Below are 14,149 nucleotides of genomic sequence, written 5' to 3'. Positions count from 1 at the left end.
ACGTCAGCCGCTGTGGCGGAACCCCTTGCCGGTGCGGTCGAGGGGGTCGGGCGAGAGGCCGAGGAAGCGGTCGCGGAGGGTGTCCCAGGCGGTGAGGCGGGTGAAGTCGGGAGCGTCGAGGATCTCCTGGCGGTCGGTGAGGAACGGGTTGGGCAGCAGGATCGTCATCATCTGCTCGTCGCGGCCGTTGAACAGGCGGGCTCCCCAGCTGACGGGGGCCCCGTCGGCGCCGAGGCTGCGGTAGAGCTCGGCACGCGAGCAGCGGCGGATCCTTCCGAGTTCGGGGCCGGAAGCGGTGTGCTCGCCGATGCACAGGTGGAAGTGCCAGGCGCCGAAGTCGACGGTGGCGTATCCGTCGTTCATGGTGATGGCGGTGGGGGCGCCCGGGGCGCCGACCTCCCAGGCGGCGCCTTCGATGATGGGCCCGAAGTGGATGTGCTGCCAGTGGTCGGTGAAGACGGTGGTGACGAGGTCGAGGAGGGTGGCCTCGTCGGCCGGGAGCGGCCAGACGTGCTGGGTGCCGCCGCCCGGGGTTTCGACGACGGTCGGCTCGGTGGTGGTCATGAGGTCTTCTCCTTGGGGTTGAGGACACAGTCGCCGCAGGTGCCCGCGCCCGGCACGCGGTAGTACAGGCAGCAGCTGCGGCGCCGGAAGACGAGCGGTGAGGCGGGGGCGGCGCGGTACGTGCCGGCACCCGTCAGCGGCGGCCGGTCCAGCAGTCCGCGGACGAGGGGCACCACGGGGTACGGGGTGTGCGGCTCCTTGGCGAGCAGGACGCGGTGGGCGCCGATGAGTGCCGAGGCCGCGTTGCCGCGCAGGGTGTGCGGGGAGACGCCGGACACGCGCCGTACGGCGTCGGCCCAAGGGCCCAGGTTCTGTACGCCCACGGTGTGGTGCAGCGCCGGGAGCGGTTCCCGGCCCACCTCCCGCAGGCCGGGCAGCCACAGGTCGAGCGGCCCGGCGGCGGGCAGGCGCCACCACAGCCGGGCCGCACCCAGATCGGGCACGCGGCCCGTGAGCGCGGCGCAGGCCAGGGCGATCGACCAGAGCCGGGAGGCAGTGCCCAGGTGCAGGGTGGACGCGGCCACCCGCGGCTGGCCGGTGCCCAGCCGCTCGGAGACGGTCCGTACGCACTCCTCCAGCACGCCCGGGTCGGCGTACAGGTCGGTCAGCGGCCGGAAGCCGTCGGCGTCGGGGCGGGGGCCGGTGGCCACCGCGAAGTAGGGGCCGATCGCGGAGATCCGGGCCAGGGTGTCGGGCGTGATGACCGCGCTCACCATGTCCGTACCGTCCGTGTCAGCTCGTGGAAGCCGTGCGTGTGGACGACCCGCCCGTCCGGTCCGGTGAGGGTGAACCGGTCCGCTCCCTCACAGCCCACCCGTGTGGTGGCGGCCGGGTCGCCCGGGTCCGTGAGGGCCAGTCCTTCCCGGGCGAGGGCGCGTTCGAGGAGCGGGAGCATGTCCGGCGGTGCCTCCACCGCCACGCCGGCCCGTGCGGTGCGGCGCAGGCCGAAGGTGCCGGAGGCCGGGTCGAAGGCGAGGTGGTCGGCGTCGAAGGCGGCGGCGACGGCTCCGCTGTGGATCAGGTCCTCGGGTGCTCCCGCGTGCACGCGGGAGTCACGGTCGACGAGCCAGACGGCGTCGGCCACGCGCAGGGCCAGCTCCAGGTCGTGGGTGCTGACCACGACGGTCAGGCCCTTGTCCCGGGCGAGGTCGCGCAGCAGCACGGTGAGGGCCACGCGTGAGGGGACGTCGAGGAAGGCGGTCGGCTCGTCGAGGAGGACGACCTCGGGTTCCTGGGCGAGGGCGCGTGCGGTCAGGACGCGCTGGCGTTCGCCGTCGGACAGCTCGGCGGCAGGCCGGCTCGCCAGATGCTCCGCGCCCACGGCCTTCAGCGCCCACTCGACTGCCGCGTGGTCCGCGGCCGTGAGACGGCCGGTGAACCCGGTGTGCGGGTGGCGGCCGAGCCCGGCCAGTTCCCGTACGGACAGCAGCCCGGGGTCCACCCGGTCGGTCAGGACGACCGCCAGCCGCCGGGCGAGAGCGGCGGGCGGCTGGTGTGCCAGGTCGGCCCCGCCGATGCGTATCCGGCCGTCGAGCGGCGGCAGGAGCCCGCACAGGGTGCGCAGCAGCGTGGACTTGCCCGCGCCGTTGGGACCGAGCAGTACGGTCAGTTCTCCCGCCCGCGCCCGGAGGTCGAGCCCTGACAGCACGGCCCGGCCTGCCCCGCGTCCGCGCAGCGGCCGGGCGCGGTAGCCGACGGACAGCCCTTGGGTGGCCAGGCCGCCGGGACGGTCCGGCCCGGCGGGCGTGTCCGTGACGGGTTCGGTCAGTGTGTCGGTCATGAGGCCACTCCTTGTACGCCGCGGCGGCTGCGGATCAGGAACGCGATGACGACGGGGGCGCCGAAGAGCGAGGTGACGGCGTTGAGCGGCAGCACCGAGTCCGTGCCGGGCGGCTGGCTCAGCAGCGCACACGCCAGCGCGAGGAAGGCGCCGGCGAGCATCGACGCGGGGATGAGCGCCCGGTGGTCCGAGGTCCCCAGCGCCACCCGCGTCAGGTGCGGGACGGCCAGGCCCAGGAAGGCGACCGGGCCGCAGAACGCGGTTGCCGCGCCCGCCAGCAGCGAGGTGCCCAGCAGCGCCAGGTCGCGGCTGCGCCGTACGTTCAGGCCCATGGTGCGGGCGTAGTCCTCGCCGAGCAGCAGGGCGTTGAGGCGTTTGGCGGTCAGCAGCGCGGTCAGCAGACCCGCGCCGATGACGGGCAGCATGACGTGGAGGTCGGGCCAGGTCGTGGCGCTGAAGCTGCCCAGGCCCCACATGACGAACTGCTGGGTGCGCTCGGGGCGGGCGTAGACGAGCATCACACCGACCACCGCGGTGGCCGCAGAGCCGATCATGACACCGATGACGAGCAGGGTGACGGCCGACTGCACCCACCGCGAGAGCAGGAGGACGAGGGCCAGCACGCCGGCGGCGCCGAGCGAGGCGGCCAGGACGACGCCCACGCGCCCCAGCCCGGCCAGGTTTCCGGTGAAGCTGCCGGCCACCCCGCCGGTGCCGACCACCACGGCGGCGACGCCCATGCTGGCGCCCGAGCTCACCCCGAGGGAGAACGGGTCGGCCAGCGCGTTGCGGAACAGGGTCTGCATCTGTACGCCGGCCACGGCGAGGGCGGCGCCGACGGCTGCGGCGGTCAGCGCGCGCGGCAGCCGGACCTGCTCGACGATCACGGTCCATCTCGGGTCGTCGGCGGTGCCGCCGAGCAGGATCCGCGCCACCTCGGCGACCGGCACCCGGTGGGAGCCGGTCGCGACGGTGAGGACGAACAGCGCGGCGGTACCGGCCGCCAGGGCGAGGACGACGGCGAGGCGCCGCCGCCGGGGCCGTACCGCCCCGGGGGCGTCCGGGACGGCGGCCGGCGCGGTTGCCACGGGGGTCGTCACGCCTTGGGAACCTGCGTGTAGAAGGTGAAGGCGTGGTCCTTCGCCTGGTCCGGGTGGATCAGCGCGAAGAGGTCGGCGAGGACCAGATCGGGGCGCAGCACACCGCGCTCGAAGTAGTCGTTGCCGCCGCCGGGGCCGAGCGCCTTGGTGTTCGTCCACACCGCACCGCCGGTGAGGGCCTTCAGCTGCCCGTACCGGCTGTCGGCCTGCACCGCGTCGGCGGTGGACTTCCACTTCTGGTCGGCGATCCAGACCGGGGCCTCGCCGCCCTTGGCGTACACGGCCTCGAAGTTCAGCTGGAGGTTGCCGGTGCCCGCCTCGCCGGCCCAGGGGTAGGTGCCCCCCGCGTCCTTGATCAACTGGGCGGCGTAGCTGCCGCCGGCGGGCATGTTCCAGGTGCCCTGGTACATCGTGCCGGGCAGCACCTCGACGGGCTTGCCCGCCGTGACCGCCTGCGCGCCCTTCTCGGCGATCTTCCGGTAGTCGCCCTCGATGGTGTCGAAGACCTCGCCGGCGCGCTTCTCCGCTCCGGTGAGCGCGGCCATCGCCTTGACCCACTCGGCGCGGCCGAGCGGACTCGGCTCCAGCCATTCGGCGTTGGCCACCACGGCGATGCCGGCCTGGCGCAGCTTCGGGTACTGCGGATCGTCGGTGCCCTGGGTCATCAGCACGTCCGGCTTGGCACCGATGACCGTCTCGGCGTTGAGGGTCCGGTCCTTGGCGTACTCGGTGACCTTTCCTGCCTTCACGTGCTCGATCACCTGGGCGGAGGAGATGTTGGTGGCGCTCGCGACACCCGTCAGGACGTCCAGGGTGCCGGTCTCGGTCAGCAGGGGAAGGTGGGTGGTGGAGGCGGAGTACAGGCTCTTGACGGGAACGGTGACCTGCTGCGCGGATGCGAGCTCACCGGTCAGCTCCGGCTTCGGCGCACCGCACTTGACCAGCACGTACGACTCGGGCTTCCCCTTGGGGAACGGCTCGTTGACGGTGAGGACCTGATAGCTCTTCTCGTACCGGAGCGTGAAGTTCTTGGCGTGCTTCACCGTCGACTTGACCGGGAAGTAGTCCATGGCCGGGTCGAAGTCTTCGACGCAGTCTGCCCCGGCTGCCCGGGGCTTGGCGTCGGCGGGCGAGCCGGAGCCGCCGCCGCACGCGGTGAGGGCGAAGGCGACGGTGAGAAAGGCCGCCGCGGCGGCCTGACGGCGGCCGGGCATGGCGGATCGTACGGGCATGGTGACTCCTGGTGACGTGCGTGGGAAGTGCGCACGGGCACGCCGGTGCGCGTGAAGCGGTGTAGGGGAAGGAAGCCGCTGAGGGAGGAAGCCGTCAGAACCTGAGGGATCGGGCCTGTGCTTCAGCCGGGGCAGGTCGGCCCCGACGGGCCAAGGGCAGCGCAGAGCTACCGCCACACGTACGCAGGCACACGGGTGCCACCGCCTCTCCTGGGGAAATCCGCCCCGTACATCGAGGTGCGACGGCGTGAGTCTCCTGACTCGGGATCACAGCTTCTCCGGCCTTCCCACCCCCGGATGGGGCGGTGGCCATGGGTGGAGTCGCTCCCCCTACACAGTGGCGGTACCGTGCCGGAATCTCACCGGCTTCCTCGTTCCGCCGTCGCTTGTCGGACGGAAGCATCGCAGAACCGGCCACGGTCACGCCAGACCCACACCTGTGCGACCAGACACAGCAGTTGGCGCCCGAGCGATGTGCGGTCGGTACGCTCGCCCGGCCCGCCCCGAGCGCGTCGACCGCCGCGGAGAGACCCGCCGCCGAGCTGGTCCGTGCGAGGGACCCATGCATGCGCTGATGGCGTGATCCTCGCGGGACACAGGCACCGGTGGGTTCGCGGAGCCATGCAATCAGATCTCTTCCCGCAACCGGACCAACTCGACGGCCCCGGTATGCACCGAGCCCGCCTGCGAGGGCGACTTCTTCGCGCGGCGCCCGCTCGTGGGCCGCGGCTGGCCCGCCATGATCAGGGCCGTGCCCAGCCACCGGACGATCCCGTCGAAGACCAGCACCGCGATGCCGACCGGCACCGGCAGCCCCGCCGGCGGGCGTCTCCGGCCGTGCAGAAGGGTGATAGACGGAGCGTATCGGGACGGAAGTGGATCTACCTCCGACAATGGCCCGCACCATGGCATCCGTACGCCTCCGTCATGTGAAAGGTGCGACGAATGGTCATGGGCGTTCTGCGCATGGGCCCCTGGGCCACGGCGGCCACGGCGGTGGGTGCTGCGGCGCTGCTGGTCGCCGGACCCGCCTGGGCCGAGCCCCAGTCGGCCCCCCAGCCCGCCGCAGCGGCGGCCGCGCCGTCGGACTCGGACCTGCAAACGGTCCGCATCGACCCTGAGCCCATGGTGCTGGGCGGCCGCACCGAGCTCCACGCATTCGTCGCCAACGCCGGCCCGGAGGAGACCAACTCCCCGATGTTCATCACGGTCACCCTGCCGCGCGAGGTGACGGTCGAGGGCCCGTTCTACCCCGACACCTGCGAGCCGTCCCCGGACGCCCACCAGGTGCACTGCGAGTTCCCCGCGGGACTCAAGGAGAACCGCTCCGCCACTGCCCTGGTCCCGCTCCGCATCGACAGGTACGCCGAGCTGGGGACGTACAAGGGCTCGTTCACGGTGCAGAGCGCGGACGACCGGATCGGTGACAACAACCGGGTGGAGTTCGAGATCCCCGTCGTCGACTACGTCCCGGAGTGACTGGGTGGAGGACGGGCTGCTGCGAACACCGCGAAGCTGTGGCTGCTCAACCACCTGCCGACCACCGGGCTCGCCGTGCTGGTGGTCGGCGGGATCATCCTGGCCTTCGTGATCGTGAACCTGTGGACCGATCCGCAGATTGCCGAGACGGTCGTCGCCGCCGAGGCCGGCGCGGTCTCGCAGATCGTCCGCGACGCCGCCGTGACCTCGCAGGCGGTGGACGACCTGTACCAGGTGCTCGCCGCCTACGAGCCGCGGTCGTTCTCCAAGCAGTCCTTCTACCAGAAAGCCCTCAACGAGCTGTCCGCGCTCCTCCAGATGCTCATCTTCGGCGGGGCCGCGGTGATCATCCTGATCACCTTGCTGTGACGTATGCGATGGCGCGTTCGCTCAGCGGATCCCAGAGCCGGGATGCTCGGCATCCCATTCCCGGCGCGCCCGAGCTATGGGGTCGCGGTGTTCCGCTGACCAGTCGGCGAGGGTTTTCACCAGATGGGTCAGGCTGTGGCCCATCGGGGTGAGCTCGTACTCGACCTGCGGTGGCACCGTGGGATGCACCGTCCGGGAGACCAGCCCGTCGCGTTCCAGCCGGCGCACCGTCAGTGTCAGCATCCGCTGTGAGATGCCGGGCACGGCGCGCTGGAGTTGCCGGAAGCGGCGTATGCCCTGGGCCAGTTCGACGACGACCAGGACCGACCATTTGTCTCCGAGCCGGTCGAGCACCTCGCGGATGCCGCAGTCCTCGTGTTCCTCCCCGCAGCTGACGACGGGTCCGATGGTCGCAGCCGTGGTTACTCCCGTGTGCCTCACCGACATCGAAGTGCCTCCTTACGCCCCCCGGCGCCCCACCGCAGGATGAATCCCGGTTACCGAAAAGAACCTATCTGAACAGGGAGAACCTCATGATCCTGGTCACTGGCGCAGCCGGCGCTCTGGGCACGCTCGTCGCCGAGCGGCTGGCGGGTCGCGGCGACACCGTCCTCGGGACGCGCGATCCGCGGCAGATCCAAGCCCCGTTGCCCGTCCGCCGCATCGACTTCGACGATCCCGACGGCCTTTCCCAGGGTTTCGCGGGTGTGGATGTGCTCCTGATGATCTCCGCGGGCTACGGCGAGGACGACACCGTCATGGCCCGGCACGGCGCCGCCCTCGACGCCGCCCGGAAGGCGGGTGTGGGCCATGTCGTCTATACGAGCCTGACCGCCGCCGGTGACCACCTCCCGTACGCCCTGCCGCACCGCTGGACCGAGCGTCGGCTCCAGGAGAGCGGCATGGACTGGACGATCCTGCGCAACGGCCTCTACGCGGAGCTGCTGGCCGGACTCGCGGCGCCGTCGGCGGACAACCGGATCACCGCCCCGCTCGGCGATGGCAGGCTGGCCGCCGTCACGCGGGCGGATCTGGCCGATGTCGCAGCGCTCGTGGCGGTGGACGCGGCCGCCCATGCCGGCCGCGTCCATGAACTCGTCGGCGAGCAGGCCATCGGCGGCGCGGACCTGGCGCAGGCGCACGGAGCGGATGCCACCTACGAGCCGGAGACACTCGCCCAGGCTCGCGAACGGCTCGCCGCCTCCGGTGCCGAGCCGTTCCAGGTGCCGATGCTGATCGGTACCTACTCCGCCATCGCCGCCGGCTTCATGGCGCGTACCAGTGGCGATCTGCGCCGGCTGCTGGGCCGAGCACCCCGCTCACCGCTCGCAGCGGCAGCCGCGTAGCACCCCGGTGCGAGAATCACGGCTGCGAAGGCAGAGGGTTTCGGGTTCCGGAGGGGGTGGGGCAATGGTCCTGGGAACGGTGGCCGTCACCGGTGCGGCAGGGAATATCGGCTCTGTCGTGCGGGAGGCGCTGCGACAGGAGGCCACCCGGCTCGTCCTGCTCGACCGTGTCCCGCTGCGGCGGGAGGCGGCCAACGAGGACGTGCACACCGTAGACCTGCGCGACGCGCCGGCCGTGGAGTCGGCACTCTCGGGGGTGGACTGCGTGCTCCACCTGGGCGGCCTGCCGGACGAGGCGCCCCTCGCCGAGCTGCTGGAAGCGAACGTACTGGGCACCCACAACGTCCTGGAGGCCGCCCGGCGCAACGGAATCGAGCGGGTGGTGCTGGCCAGCAGCAACCGCGTGACCGGCTTCTATCCCACCGGGCACCTCACCGGCCCGCAGGAGCCGGCGCGACCGGACGGCTTGTACGGGGTGAGCAAGGTGGCAGTCGAGGCCCTGGGCCAGCTGTACGCGGACAAGTTCGGGCTGTCGGTCGTCTGCCTGCGCATCGGCAGCTTCGAGCAGGCACCCACCGAGCCCCGGCACCTGGCGACATGGCTGAGTCCGCGCGACACCGTCGGCTACGTCAAAGCCGCGCTCACGGCCACACCCGCCACCCGCTTCGCCACGGTGTACGCCGTCTCGGCCAACACCCGCCGCTTCTGGGAGCTGCCCACGCAGGCAGAGCTGGACTACACACCGTCCGACGACGCCGAAGCACATGCCGAACACATCGCAGGCGCCAGCACTCCCGCCGACTCCGCAGCGCCACAGGCCGGTTCCTACGCAGCCCCCGAGTTCACCCTGCGGCACCTGCGGCCTTGACGCGCCGGTTGACCCCGGCGCGTTGCGGCACCGAGCGGGCGGTTCGGCGCCGTTTCCCCTTTTGCAGCCCTACGTGTCGACCGCAGCGGGGCCGAGGGAGTCGACGTCCTCCATGAAGGACAGCATCCGGGCGTTGACCACGTCGGGGTGGTCGATCTGCGGGCCGTGCCCCGTCGCGGTGATGATCTCCGCGCGGGCTCCGGGGACGAGGCGCGGTACGCGTTCCAGCTGCCGCTTGGGGTGTACGAGCAGGCTGTGCTTGCCCATGATGACGTAGAGCGGGGTCCGGATGGATCGCAGCGCGTCCTCGGTCAGCGGAAGCGGTGCGGGGCGGCGGATCCGGTACGCGCGGGCGCCGAGCTGGATCCACGTGCGCATCTCGGGGACGGCGAGGACCGGCTGGTCCAGCCACTTCGCGAGCCGGGGCCGCAACGCCTTCGGGGCGAAGGTGGCGAACAGGCTCACGAAGACCCAGCCGAAGAAGCGCAGGCCGACCTTCTCCAGGCCGCCGGGGTCGAGGGCGGTGACCGAGGCGAGCCGTCCGGGCCGCCGGTGGGCTTGGTTGAGCACCAGCCAGCCGCCGTAGGAGGAGCCGACGAGGTGTACCCGGTCGAGGCCGAGCGCGTCGAGGGCCTCCTCCATCCACTGGGCGGCGCGCTCGGGCTGCCACATGGGCTCGCGGTGGACGCTGCGGCCCGCGTCGCCCGGGGTGTCGAGGGCGTAGACGGGGCGGTCGAGGCTGAGCCCGGGGGTGTTGGGGTACCACATCGCCGAGCTGTAGCCGGCACCGTGGATCAGGACGATCGGGGTCCGGGAGTCGGCGGCGGGGTCCGACGGGCCGTACCGGTAGACGTGGGTGGTGCCGAAGCTGGTCTCCACGTCCGTCTCGGCGCGGGCTGGTGCGCCCATCGCGTAGAGAACGTCGGCGGCGGCGAAGTAGCGGTCGCGCAGGGCGTCATCGACGTAGCGGCCGACATCGCGGCGTACGCGGGCGGTGTTCTCGGGCACGGCGGCACCTCCTGTGAAGATCCGTTCTTCGTGGTACGAACGTATCACCAATATGGTACACCGGTATCATGAAGGGGTTCGGGTGGCGGAGCGGGCACCCACTGTCGACAGGCGGAGACACGGGAACATGCCGAAGCGTGTGGATCACGAGGAGCGGCGCGCCCAGATCGCCGAGGCACTCATCCAGGTGGCGGGGCGGCGGGGGCTGCATGCCGTCGGCATGCGCGACGTGGCGGCGGAGGCCGGTGTGTCGCTCCGGCTCGTGCAGTACTACTTCGAGACCAAGGAGAAGCTGCTCTTCCACGGCCTCCAACACCTGACCGACCGCTTCACCGCGAGGGTGGGAGCCCGCTTGGCGGCTGCCGGCCCGGACCCGGGCCCGCGTGCCACGGTGGAGGCGCTGCTGTCGGCCTCGCTGCCGACCGACGAGGAGAGCCGTACGTTCCACCTGCTGTACAGCTCCTACGCGATCCTCTCCGTGACCGACGAGGCGCTGGCTGCGCAGCCCTTCATCGACAACCCCGACGCCGCGGAGAACGCCCTGACCGGACTCCTGGAGCACGCGCAGGGGGCCGGCCTGGCCGACCCGGACGCCGACGCCCGCACGGAGGCGATCAGCCTGCTCGCGATGGCGGCGGCCATGGGTACCAGCATCCTCGTGGGCCAGCGGACCCCGGAGTCGGCGATCGCGGTGCTCCATCACCACCTGGACCGGATCTTCGCGACTGCCCAGACGCCCGAGGGGGGAGCGGGACCGAACTGACGTGTCGCGAACTGCTCGCACGGGGCGCCCGTCCAGCGGGTTCCTACAGGGACCACCCGAAGGGCCGCATGGCATCGCGATGCGGATCCCCACGTCTGCCGAGCATCAACTGCGACCCACGTAGAGGGCCGTGTGGTGCGGGCGTGCCGGTGTCGCCTTGGCGCGGCGCCGTTTGCCACCCGCTCCGAGGCCTCGCCGGACCGGCGGTCGCAAGGCCGAGGGGCGGCGCGGATCCGGGTCATCGTCTGCATCTGTGCGGGCTGTACGGCGAGTTGCCGCACGGGGTGGCGGAGACGGTGGTCAGGCTCGCCGGAGAGAAGCGCAATCCGCCCGTCACGATCGCTGATGCCGTCGCCCGACTCGCGAAAGCCGGCCTGCCGCGCTTCGCGGACCTCCTGACGCATCACCTCGGACATCTCACGAGGTGATGCGGGCGCAGGTGGTGCGCGACGCCGAGAAAGGTCTAGACAATGACGAAGGCCCAGGTCGCTGACCTGGGCCTTCTTGCAAGAGCGGATGACGGGAATCGAACCCGCGCTATAAGCTTGGGAATCACCCGGTACTTGGGTAGGCGCACAGTCTCTGACCTGCGAATACGACCGCTGACGATGCCGTTATGGCTGCTTCGGTGCGACCCTTGTTGACCGCTGTTTACCGCCCCTACTGGCACGTTGTGGCACGGCTTCCGCGCCGGCTGGATGCGCGAGGGTGTTGTCGCAGGTCACTGCCAGAACACCTCCTCGACGATGATCTGCGGGTCGGCGGTGCGGCGGGTGAACGTGTAGTGGATCCAGCCCCGGCCGTGATCGAAGTAGCAGACGTACAGTCCGTTCGGCACCGTCGACCGAAGCGGGGCGATACGGCAGCCGGGTGGGAGATCCGGGATGTTGTCGGTACCGCGGAAACAGGGGTCCTCGACGGTGACCAGTTCGGCTCGGATGCCGTCGATCAGGTCGCGTACCGGCTTGGGTAGGGAGTCGCGGGCGGTCCGGGCCGTATCGACCCAGTCCATCTGCCAGGGCGGCCCCATGAAGTCGCTCACTGGCCGGGCTCCGCCTTCCCCGCCTCGCGCCGAAGGTGCGCGGCCTGCGTGAGCAACTGTGTGGCCTCGGCGTTCGTCGACGCGTCGGCTGCCCGGCTTTCCAGGTCGTGGATGTGCCGGTCGAGTGAGGGATCGCGGGCGATGGCAAACTCGGCCCACCACTGGGCGAGGAACGCCGGTACCGGGGCGATGTCGTGCGCGTCGCCGATGGCCCACTTCCAGTGGGCGTCGAAGTCGGCGAGGAGCTGCGGTGTGTGCTCGGCGATCGCGGTGCGCAACGCCTTCGTGTTCCGCTCGGGCATGGGCGGGATGCCGGACGGCCTGGGGGCGGTCGTCATGCCGCCACCTCCTCGGTCTCGCTGCCCTGGGCGGCCTGCTTGGCCTTGTAGGCGGCGGCGAGGGTGGACGCGTACTGGGGTGTCCACTCCATGTGCCGGGCGACGGCCGGCGCTCCGCCGCGGCCGAGGTCTACGGCGATACGCCCCGCGGTCTCACGGAAGTGCGCGACGGCATCGTCGGCGGCCTTCTTCGCCCGATCCAGTTCGAGCTTCTGCGCGTCGGTCAGGGCGGCCTGCGGAGCTCGGGCGCGGGGCTTGTCGGTCATGGGAGCAGTGTGGACCCCACGCCGATAAATCGCAAAGGCTACTTGTCATTAAGAGCCTCGTCCGAAAGGAAAGACCTTGCGTCGAGGGCGACGCCAAGTCCAGCGGCTGGTGTGTGGGTGAGTGGGCGACCTGCCGGCCATCCTCTCCGTCGAGGTCGAGCGGCACCTTGAGTGGCTCGCGGAGTAGGGGGGCCGGTGGTACGCGAAGGCGCTGTGGGCAGGATATTCCTGCGAGTTGGGGCACGCGGAGGGCACGGAGACCCCTGAGAGGTCTAGACAACGATGAAGGCCCAGGTCGCTGACCTGGGCCTTCGTCTCTGAGCGGATGACGGGAATCGAACCCGCGCTATAAGCTTGGGAAGCTCATGTTCTACCATTAAACTACATCCGCGCAGCGGGCCAGTTGCCTGGATCCCTACCGTTGCACACTCTACCTCATGATCGACCCCCGGTGCATTCACCGCGGGGTCGCCGTTGTCTGTGCTGTGCACCGGAGCGTGTGGGGGCGGGAGTTGGGGCGTACCGTGGGTGCGGAGCGGCGGCTGGAGCGGGTGCCGATCATCCCCTAATGTGGCGATTCGTCGCAGTACGGCTCGTTGGGGAAAGGGACTCGATGGAGCACACCGTCGTCCGCTGTGCCGAAGGGCACGTTTTCAGTACCGCCTCCTTCCCGCTGCAGCACCTCGGTGCCGGCCGGATCGGGCCCGGGCGGCTGCTGCGGTGTCCGCGGTGCGCACGCTTGCGGCAGGCCGTACCCGTCGGTGGTGCGGTCAAGCGCTAGAGGTACGGCCGGGCGCGCGGGCGGTCCCTTCGATTGGGGGTGGCCCGCGCGCTCTGCGTATCCTCGGGGCGTGCTTCTCTCTGACAAAGACATCCGGGCCGAGATCGACAGCGGACGGGTTCGCATCGACCCGTTCGACGAGGCGATGGTGCAGCCCTCCAGCATCGACGTGCGTCTCGACCGGTTCTTCCGGGTGTTCGAGAATCACCGCTACGCCCACATCGATCCCGCGGTCGAGCAGCCGGACCTGACCCGGATGGTCGAGCCCGAAGGGGACGAGGCGTTCATCCTGCACCCCGGTGAGTTCGTCCTCGCGTCGACCTACGAGGTCATCACGCTGCCCGACGACATCGCCTCCCGGCTGGAGGGGAAGTCCAGCCTGGGCCGCCTCGGCCTCGTGACGCACTCGACCGCCGGGTTCATCGACCCCGGGTTCTCGGGTCACGTGACTCTTGAGCTGTCGAACCTGGCCACGCTGCCGATCAAGCTCTGGCCGGGCATGAAGATCGGCCAGCTGTGCATGTTCCGGCTCAGCTCGCCCGCGGAGTTCCCGTACGGCAGCGAACGCTACGGATCCCGGTACCAGGGCCAGCGCGGGCCGACCGCCTCGCGCTCCTTCCAGAACTTCCACCGCACCCAGGTGAGGCACGAGGCATGAGCAGCGCAGTACGCGAGAACCTGACCTACGAGGGCTTCGGCGCCGCCGTGCGCGAGCTGGCGCAGACCATCGCCGACGACGGCTACGAGCCCGACATCATCCTGAGCATCGCCCGCGGCGGCGTGTTCGTCGCCGGCGGTCTGGCGTACGCCCTGGACTGCAAGAACATCCACCTGGTGAACGTGGAGTTCTACACCGGCGTCGGCACCACGCTGGAGATGCCGGTGATGCTGGCGCCCGTGCCCGAGGCGATCGACTTCACCGACAAGAAGGTCCTCATCGCCGACGACGTCGCCGACACCGGCAAGACGCTGAAGCTGGTGCACGACTTCTGCCTGGGCCACGTGGCCGAGGTGCGCTCCGCCGTCGTCTACGAGAAGTCCCACTCCCTCGTGAAGTGCGAGTACGTGTGGAAGAAGACCGACGAGTGGATCAACTTCCCCTGGTCGGTCGAGCCGCCGGTCGTCAAGCGCGAGGGCCAGGTCCTCGACGCCTGACCGATGCGCGTCCCCGTACCTGCGCGAGGGGCCCCCGGCCATGGCCGGGGGCCCCTCG

At 70.8% G+C, this 14,149-nt stretch carries 20 protein-coding genes, 1 tRNA gene and 1 riboswitch; of the genes, 9 read left to right on the top strand and 12 right to left on the bottom strand.

The features are described 5' to 3' along the window. Positions 1-3: 3 nt before the first annotated feature. The 6 genes from AVW11_RS13945 to AVW11_RS36540 all read right to left on the bottom strand — a co-directional run bounded on the left by AVW11_RS13945 (position 4) and on the right by AVW11_RS36540 (position 5,483). Positions 4-564, bottom strand: a complete 561-nt coding sequence (locus tag AVW11_RS13945; RefSeq protein ID WP_060177091.1) for a DUF7676 family protein — start codon at positions 562-564, stop codon at positions 4-6. Beyond that, positions 561-1,280 carry a (2Fe-2S)-binding protein gene (locus AVW11_RS13940; RefSeq protein WP_063898431.1) on the bottom strand — a complete coding sequence of 240 codons (720 nt, stop codon included), beginning with the start codon at positions 1,278-1,280 and terminating at the stop codon, positions 561-563. The genes AVW11_RS13945 and AVW11_RS13940 overlap by 4 nt, the downstream gene beginning before the upstream one ends. Further along, the gene (locus AVW11_RS13935) at positions 1,274-2,344 is read right to left on the bottom strand and encodes an ABC transporter ATP-binding protein (RefSeq protein WP_060177090.1); all 1,071 of its coding nucleotides are present in this window, start codon (positions 2,342-2,344) and stop codon (positions 1,274-1,276) included. The genes AVW11_RS13940 and AVW11_RS13935 overlap by 7 nt, the downstream gene beginning before the upstream one ends. Beyond that, the gene (locus AVW11_RS13930) at positions 2,341-3,444 is read right to left on the bottom strand and encodes a FecCD family ABC transporter permease (RefSeq protein ID WP_240528172.1); all 1,104 of its coding nucleotides are present in this window, start codon (positions 3,442-3,444) and stop codon (positions 2,341-2,343) included. The genes AVW11_RS13935 and AVW11_RS13930 overlap by 4 nt, the downstream gene beginning before the upstream one ends. Further along, complete coding sequence (locus AVW11_RS13925; protein WP_240528171.1) at positions 3,441-4,676, bottom strand: ABC transporter substrate-binding protein; 1,236 nt, start codon at positions 4,674-4,676, stop codon at positions 3,441-3,443. Before AVW11_RS13925 ends, AVW11_RS13930 begins: the two co-directional genes overlap by 4 nt. A gap of 227 nt (positions 4,677-4,903) precedes the next feature. Then, positions 4,904-5,095, bottom strand: a riboswitch (cobalamin riboswitch). 208 nt (positions 5,096-5,303) lie between these two features. Next, positions 5,304-5,483 (bottom strand): hypothetical protein, encoded by a 180-nt coding sequence (locus tag AVW11_RS36540; RefSeq protein WP_076044115.1) that lies wholly within the window; start codon positions 5,481-5,483, stop codon positions 5,304-5,306. 138 nt (positions 5,484-5,621) lie between these two features. Here AVW11_RS36540 and AVW11_RS13915 point away from each other — a divergent pair, with 138 nt between their 5' ends. Together AVW11_RS13915 and AVW11_RS13910 are read left to right on the top strand one after the other, a co-directional pair. Next, positions 5,622-6,155 carry a hypothetical protein gene (locus AVW11_RS13915; RefSeq protein ID WP_076044114.1) on the top strand — a complete coding sequence of 178 codons (534 nt, stop codon included), beginning with the start codon at positions 5,622-5,624 and terminating at the stop codon, positions 6,153-6,155. Positions 6,156-6,230: 75 nt separating this feature from the next. Further along, on the top strand, positions 6,231-6,524 hold the full coding sequence (locus AVW11_RS13910) for a hypothetical protein (RefSeq protein ID WP_076044113.1): 294 nt from the start codon (positions 6,231-6,233) through the stop codon (positions 6,522-6,524). Positions 6,525-6,545: 21 nt separating this feature from the next. Here AVW11_RS13910 and AVW11_RS13905 read toward each other — a convergent pair whose 3' ends face one another. Beyond that, positions 6,546-6,971 (bottom strand): winged helix-turn-helix transcriptional regulator, encoded by a 426-nt coding sequence (locus AVW11_RS13905; RefSeq protein ID WP_076044112.1) that lies wholly within the window; start codon positions 6,969-6,971, stop codon positions 6,546-6,548. Between the two features lie 86 nt (positions 6,972-7,057). Between AVW11_RS13905 and AVW11_RS13900 the strand changes: the two genes are divergently transcribed. Both AVW11_RS13900 and AVW11_RS13895 read left to right on the top strand, forming a co-directional pair. Then, entirely contained in the window at positions 7,058-7,870 is an 813-nt protein-coding gene (locus AVW11_RS13900) for an NAD(P)H-binding protein (RefSeq protein WP_076044111.1), read from the top strand. Positions 7,871-7,934: 64 nt separating this feature from the next. Beyond that, complete coding sequence (locus tag AVW11_RS13895) at positions 7,935-8,738, top strand: NAD-dependent epimerase/dehydratase family protein (protein ID WP_076044110.1); 804 nt, start codon at positions 7,935-7,937, stop codon at positions 8,736-8,738. Between the two features lie 69 nt (positions 8,739-8,807). Here the strand turns inward: AVW11_RS13895 and AVW11_RS13890 are convergent, their stop codons facing one another. After that, the gene (locus tag AVW11_RS13890; protein WP_076044109.1) at positions 8,808-9,746 is read right to left on the bottom strand and encodes an alpha/beta fold hydrolase; all 939 of its coding nucleotides are present in this window, start codon (positions 9,744-9,746) and stop codon (positions 8,808-8,810) included. A gap of 127 nt (positions 9,747-9,873) precedes the next feature. Here AVW11_RS13890 and AVW11_RS13885 point away from each other — a divergent pair, with 127 nt between their 5' ends. Both AVW11_RS13885 and AVW11_RS39415 read left to right on the top strand, forming a co-directional pair. Beyond that, complete coding sequence (locus AVW11_RS13885; RefSeq protein WP_076044108.1) at positions 9,874-10,509, top strand: TetR/AcrR family transcriptional regulator; 636 nt, start codon at positions 9,874-9,876, stop codon at positions 10,507-10,509. 68 nt (positions 10,510-10,577) lie between these two features. Beyond that, complete coding sequence (locus AVW11_RS39415; protein ID WP_476755986.1) at positions 10,578-10,937, top strand: VapC50 family PIN domain-containing toxin; 360 nt, start codon at positions 10,578-10,580, stop codon at positions 10,935-10,937. 293 nt (positions 10,938-11,230) lie between these two features. Here AVW11_RS39415 and AVW11_RS13880 read toward each other — a convergent pair whose 3' ends face one another. The 4 genes from AVW11_RS13880 to AVW11_RS13865 all read right to left on the bottom strand — a co-directional run bounded on the left by AVW11_RS13880 (position 11,231) and on the right by AVW11_RS13865 (position 12,546). Beyond that, positions 11,231-11,551 carry a hypothetical protein gene (locus AVW11_RS13880; RefSeq protein ID WP_225884880.1) on the bottom strand — a complete coding sequence of 107 codons (321 nt, stop codon included), beginning with the start codon at positions 11,549-11,551 and terminating at the stop codon, positions 11,231-11,233. Continuing rightward, on the bottom strand, positions 11,548-11,889 hold the full coding sequence (locus AVW11_RS13875; protein WP_037920733.1) for a hypothetical protein: 342 nt from the start codon (positions 11,887-11,889) through the stop codon (positions 11,548-11,550). Before AVW11_RS13875 ends, AVW11_RS13880 begins: the two co-directional genes overlap by 4 nt. Beyond that, on the bottom strand, positions 11,886-12,155 hold the full coding sequence (locus tag AVW11_RS13870) for a hypothetical protein (RefSeq protein ID WP_037920736.1): 270 nt from the start codon (positions 12,153-12,155) through the stop codon (positions 11,886-11,888). The genes AVW11_RS13875 and AVW11_RS13870 overlap by 4 nt, the downstream gene beginning before the upstream one ends. 320 nt (positions 12,156-12,475) lie before the next feature. Further along, positions 12,476-12,546 (bottom strand) — tRNA-Gly (locus AVW11_RS13865). 177 nt (positions 12,547-12,723) lie between these two features. Between AVW11_RS13865 and AVW11_RS38300 the strand changes: the two genes are divergently transcribed. The 3 genes from AVW11_RS38300 (at position 12,724) to AVW11_RS13850 (ending at position 14,091) form a co-directional block, all read left to right on the top strand. Further along, a complete protein-coding gene (locus tag AVW11_RS38300; RefSeq protein WP_076044107.1) occupies positions 12,724-12,936 on the top strand; it encodes a hypothetical protein in 213 nt (70 codons plus the stop codon). 70 nt (positions 12,937-13,006) lie between these two features. After that, positions 13,007-13,594 carry a dCTP deaminase gene (gene dcd, locus AVW11_RS13855; RefSeq protein ID WP_030771835.1) on the top strand — a complete coding sequence of 196 codons (588 nt, stop codon included), beginning with the start codon at positions 13,007-13,009 and terminating at the stop codon, positions 13,592-13,594. Beyond that, on the top strand, positions 13,591-14,091 hold the full coding sequence (locus AVW11_RS13850; protein ID WP_030838874.1) for a phosphoribosyltransferase: 501 nt from the start codon (positions 13,591-13,593) through the stop codon (positions 14,089-14,091). Before dcd ends, AVW11_RS13850 begins: the two co-directional genes overlap by 4 nt. Positions 14,092-14,149 lie beyond the last annotated feature (58 nt).

The sequence above is a fragment of the Streptomyces amritsarensis genome (assembly GCF_001953875.1).
Lineage (GTDB): Bacteria > Actinomycetota > Actinomycetes > Streptomycetales > Streptomycetaceae > Streptomyces > Streptomyces amritsarensis.
Note: the sequence above shows the minus strand (reverse complement) of the source record. Positions and strands in the feature narration are given on the sequence as shown.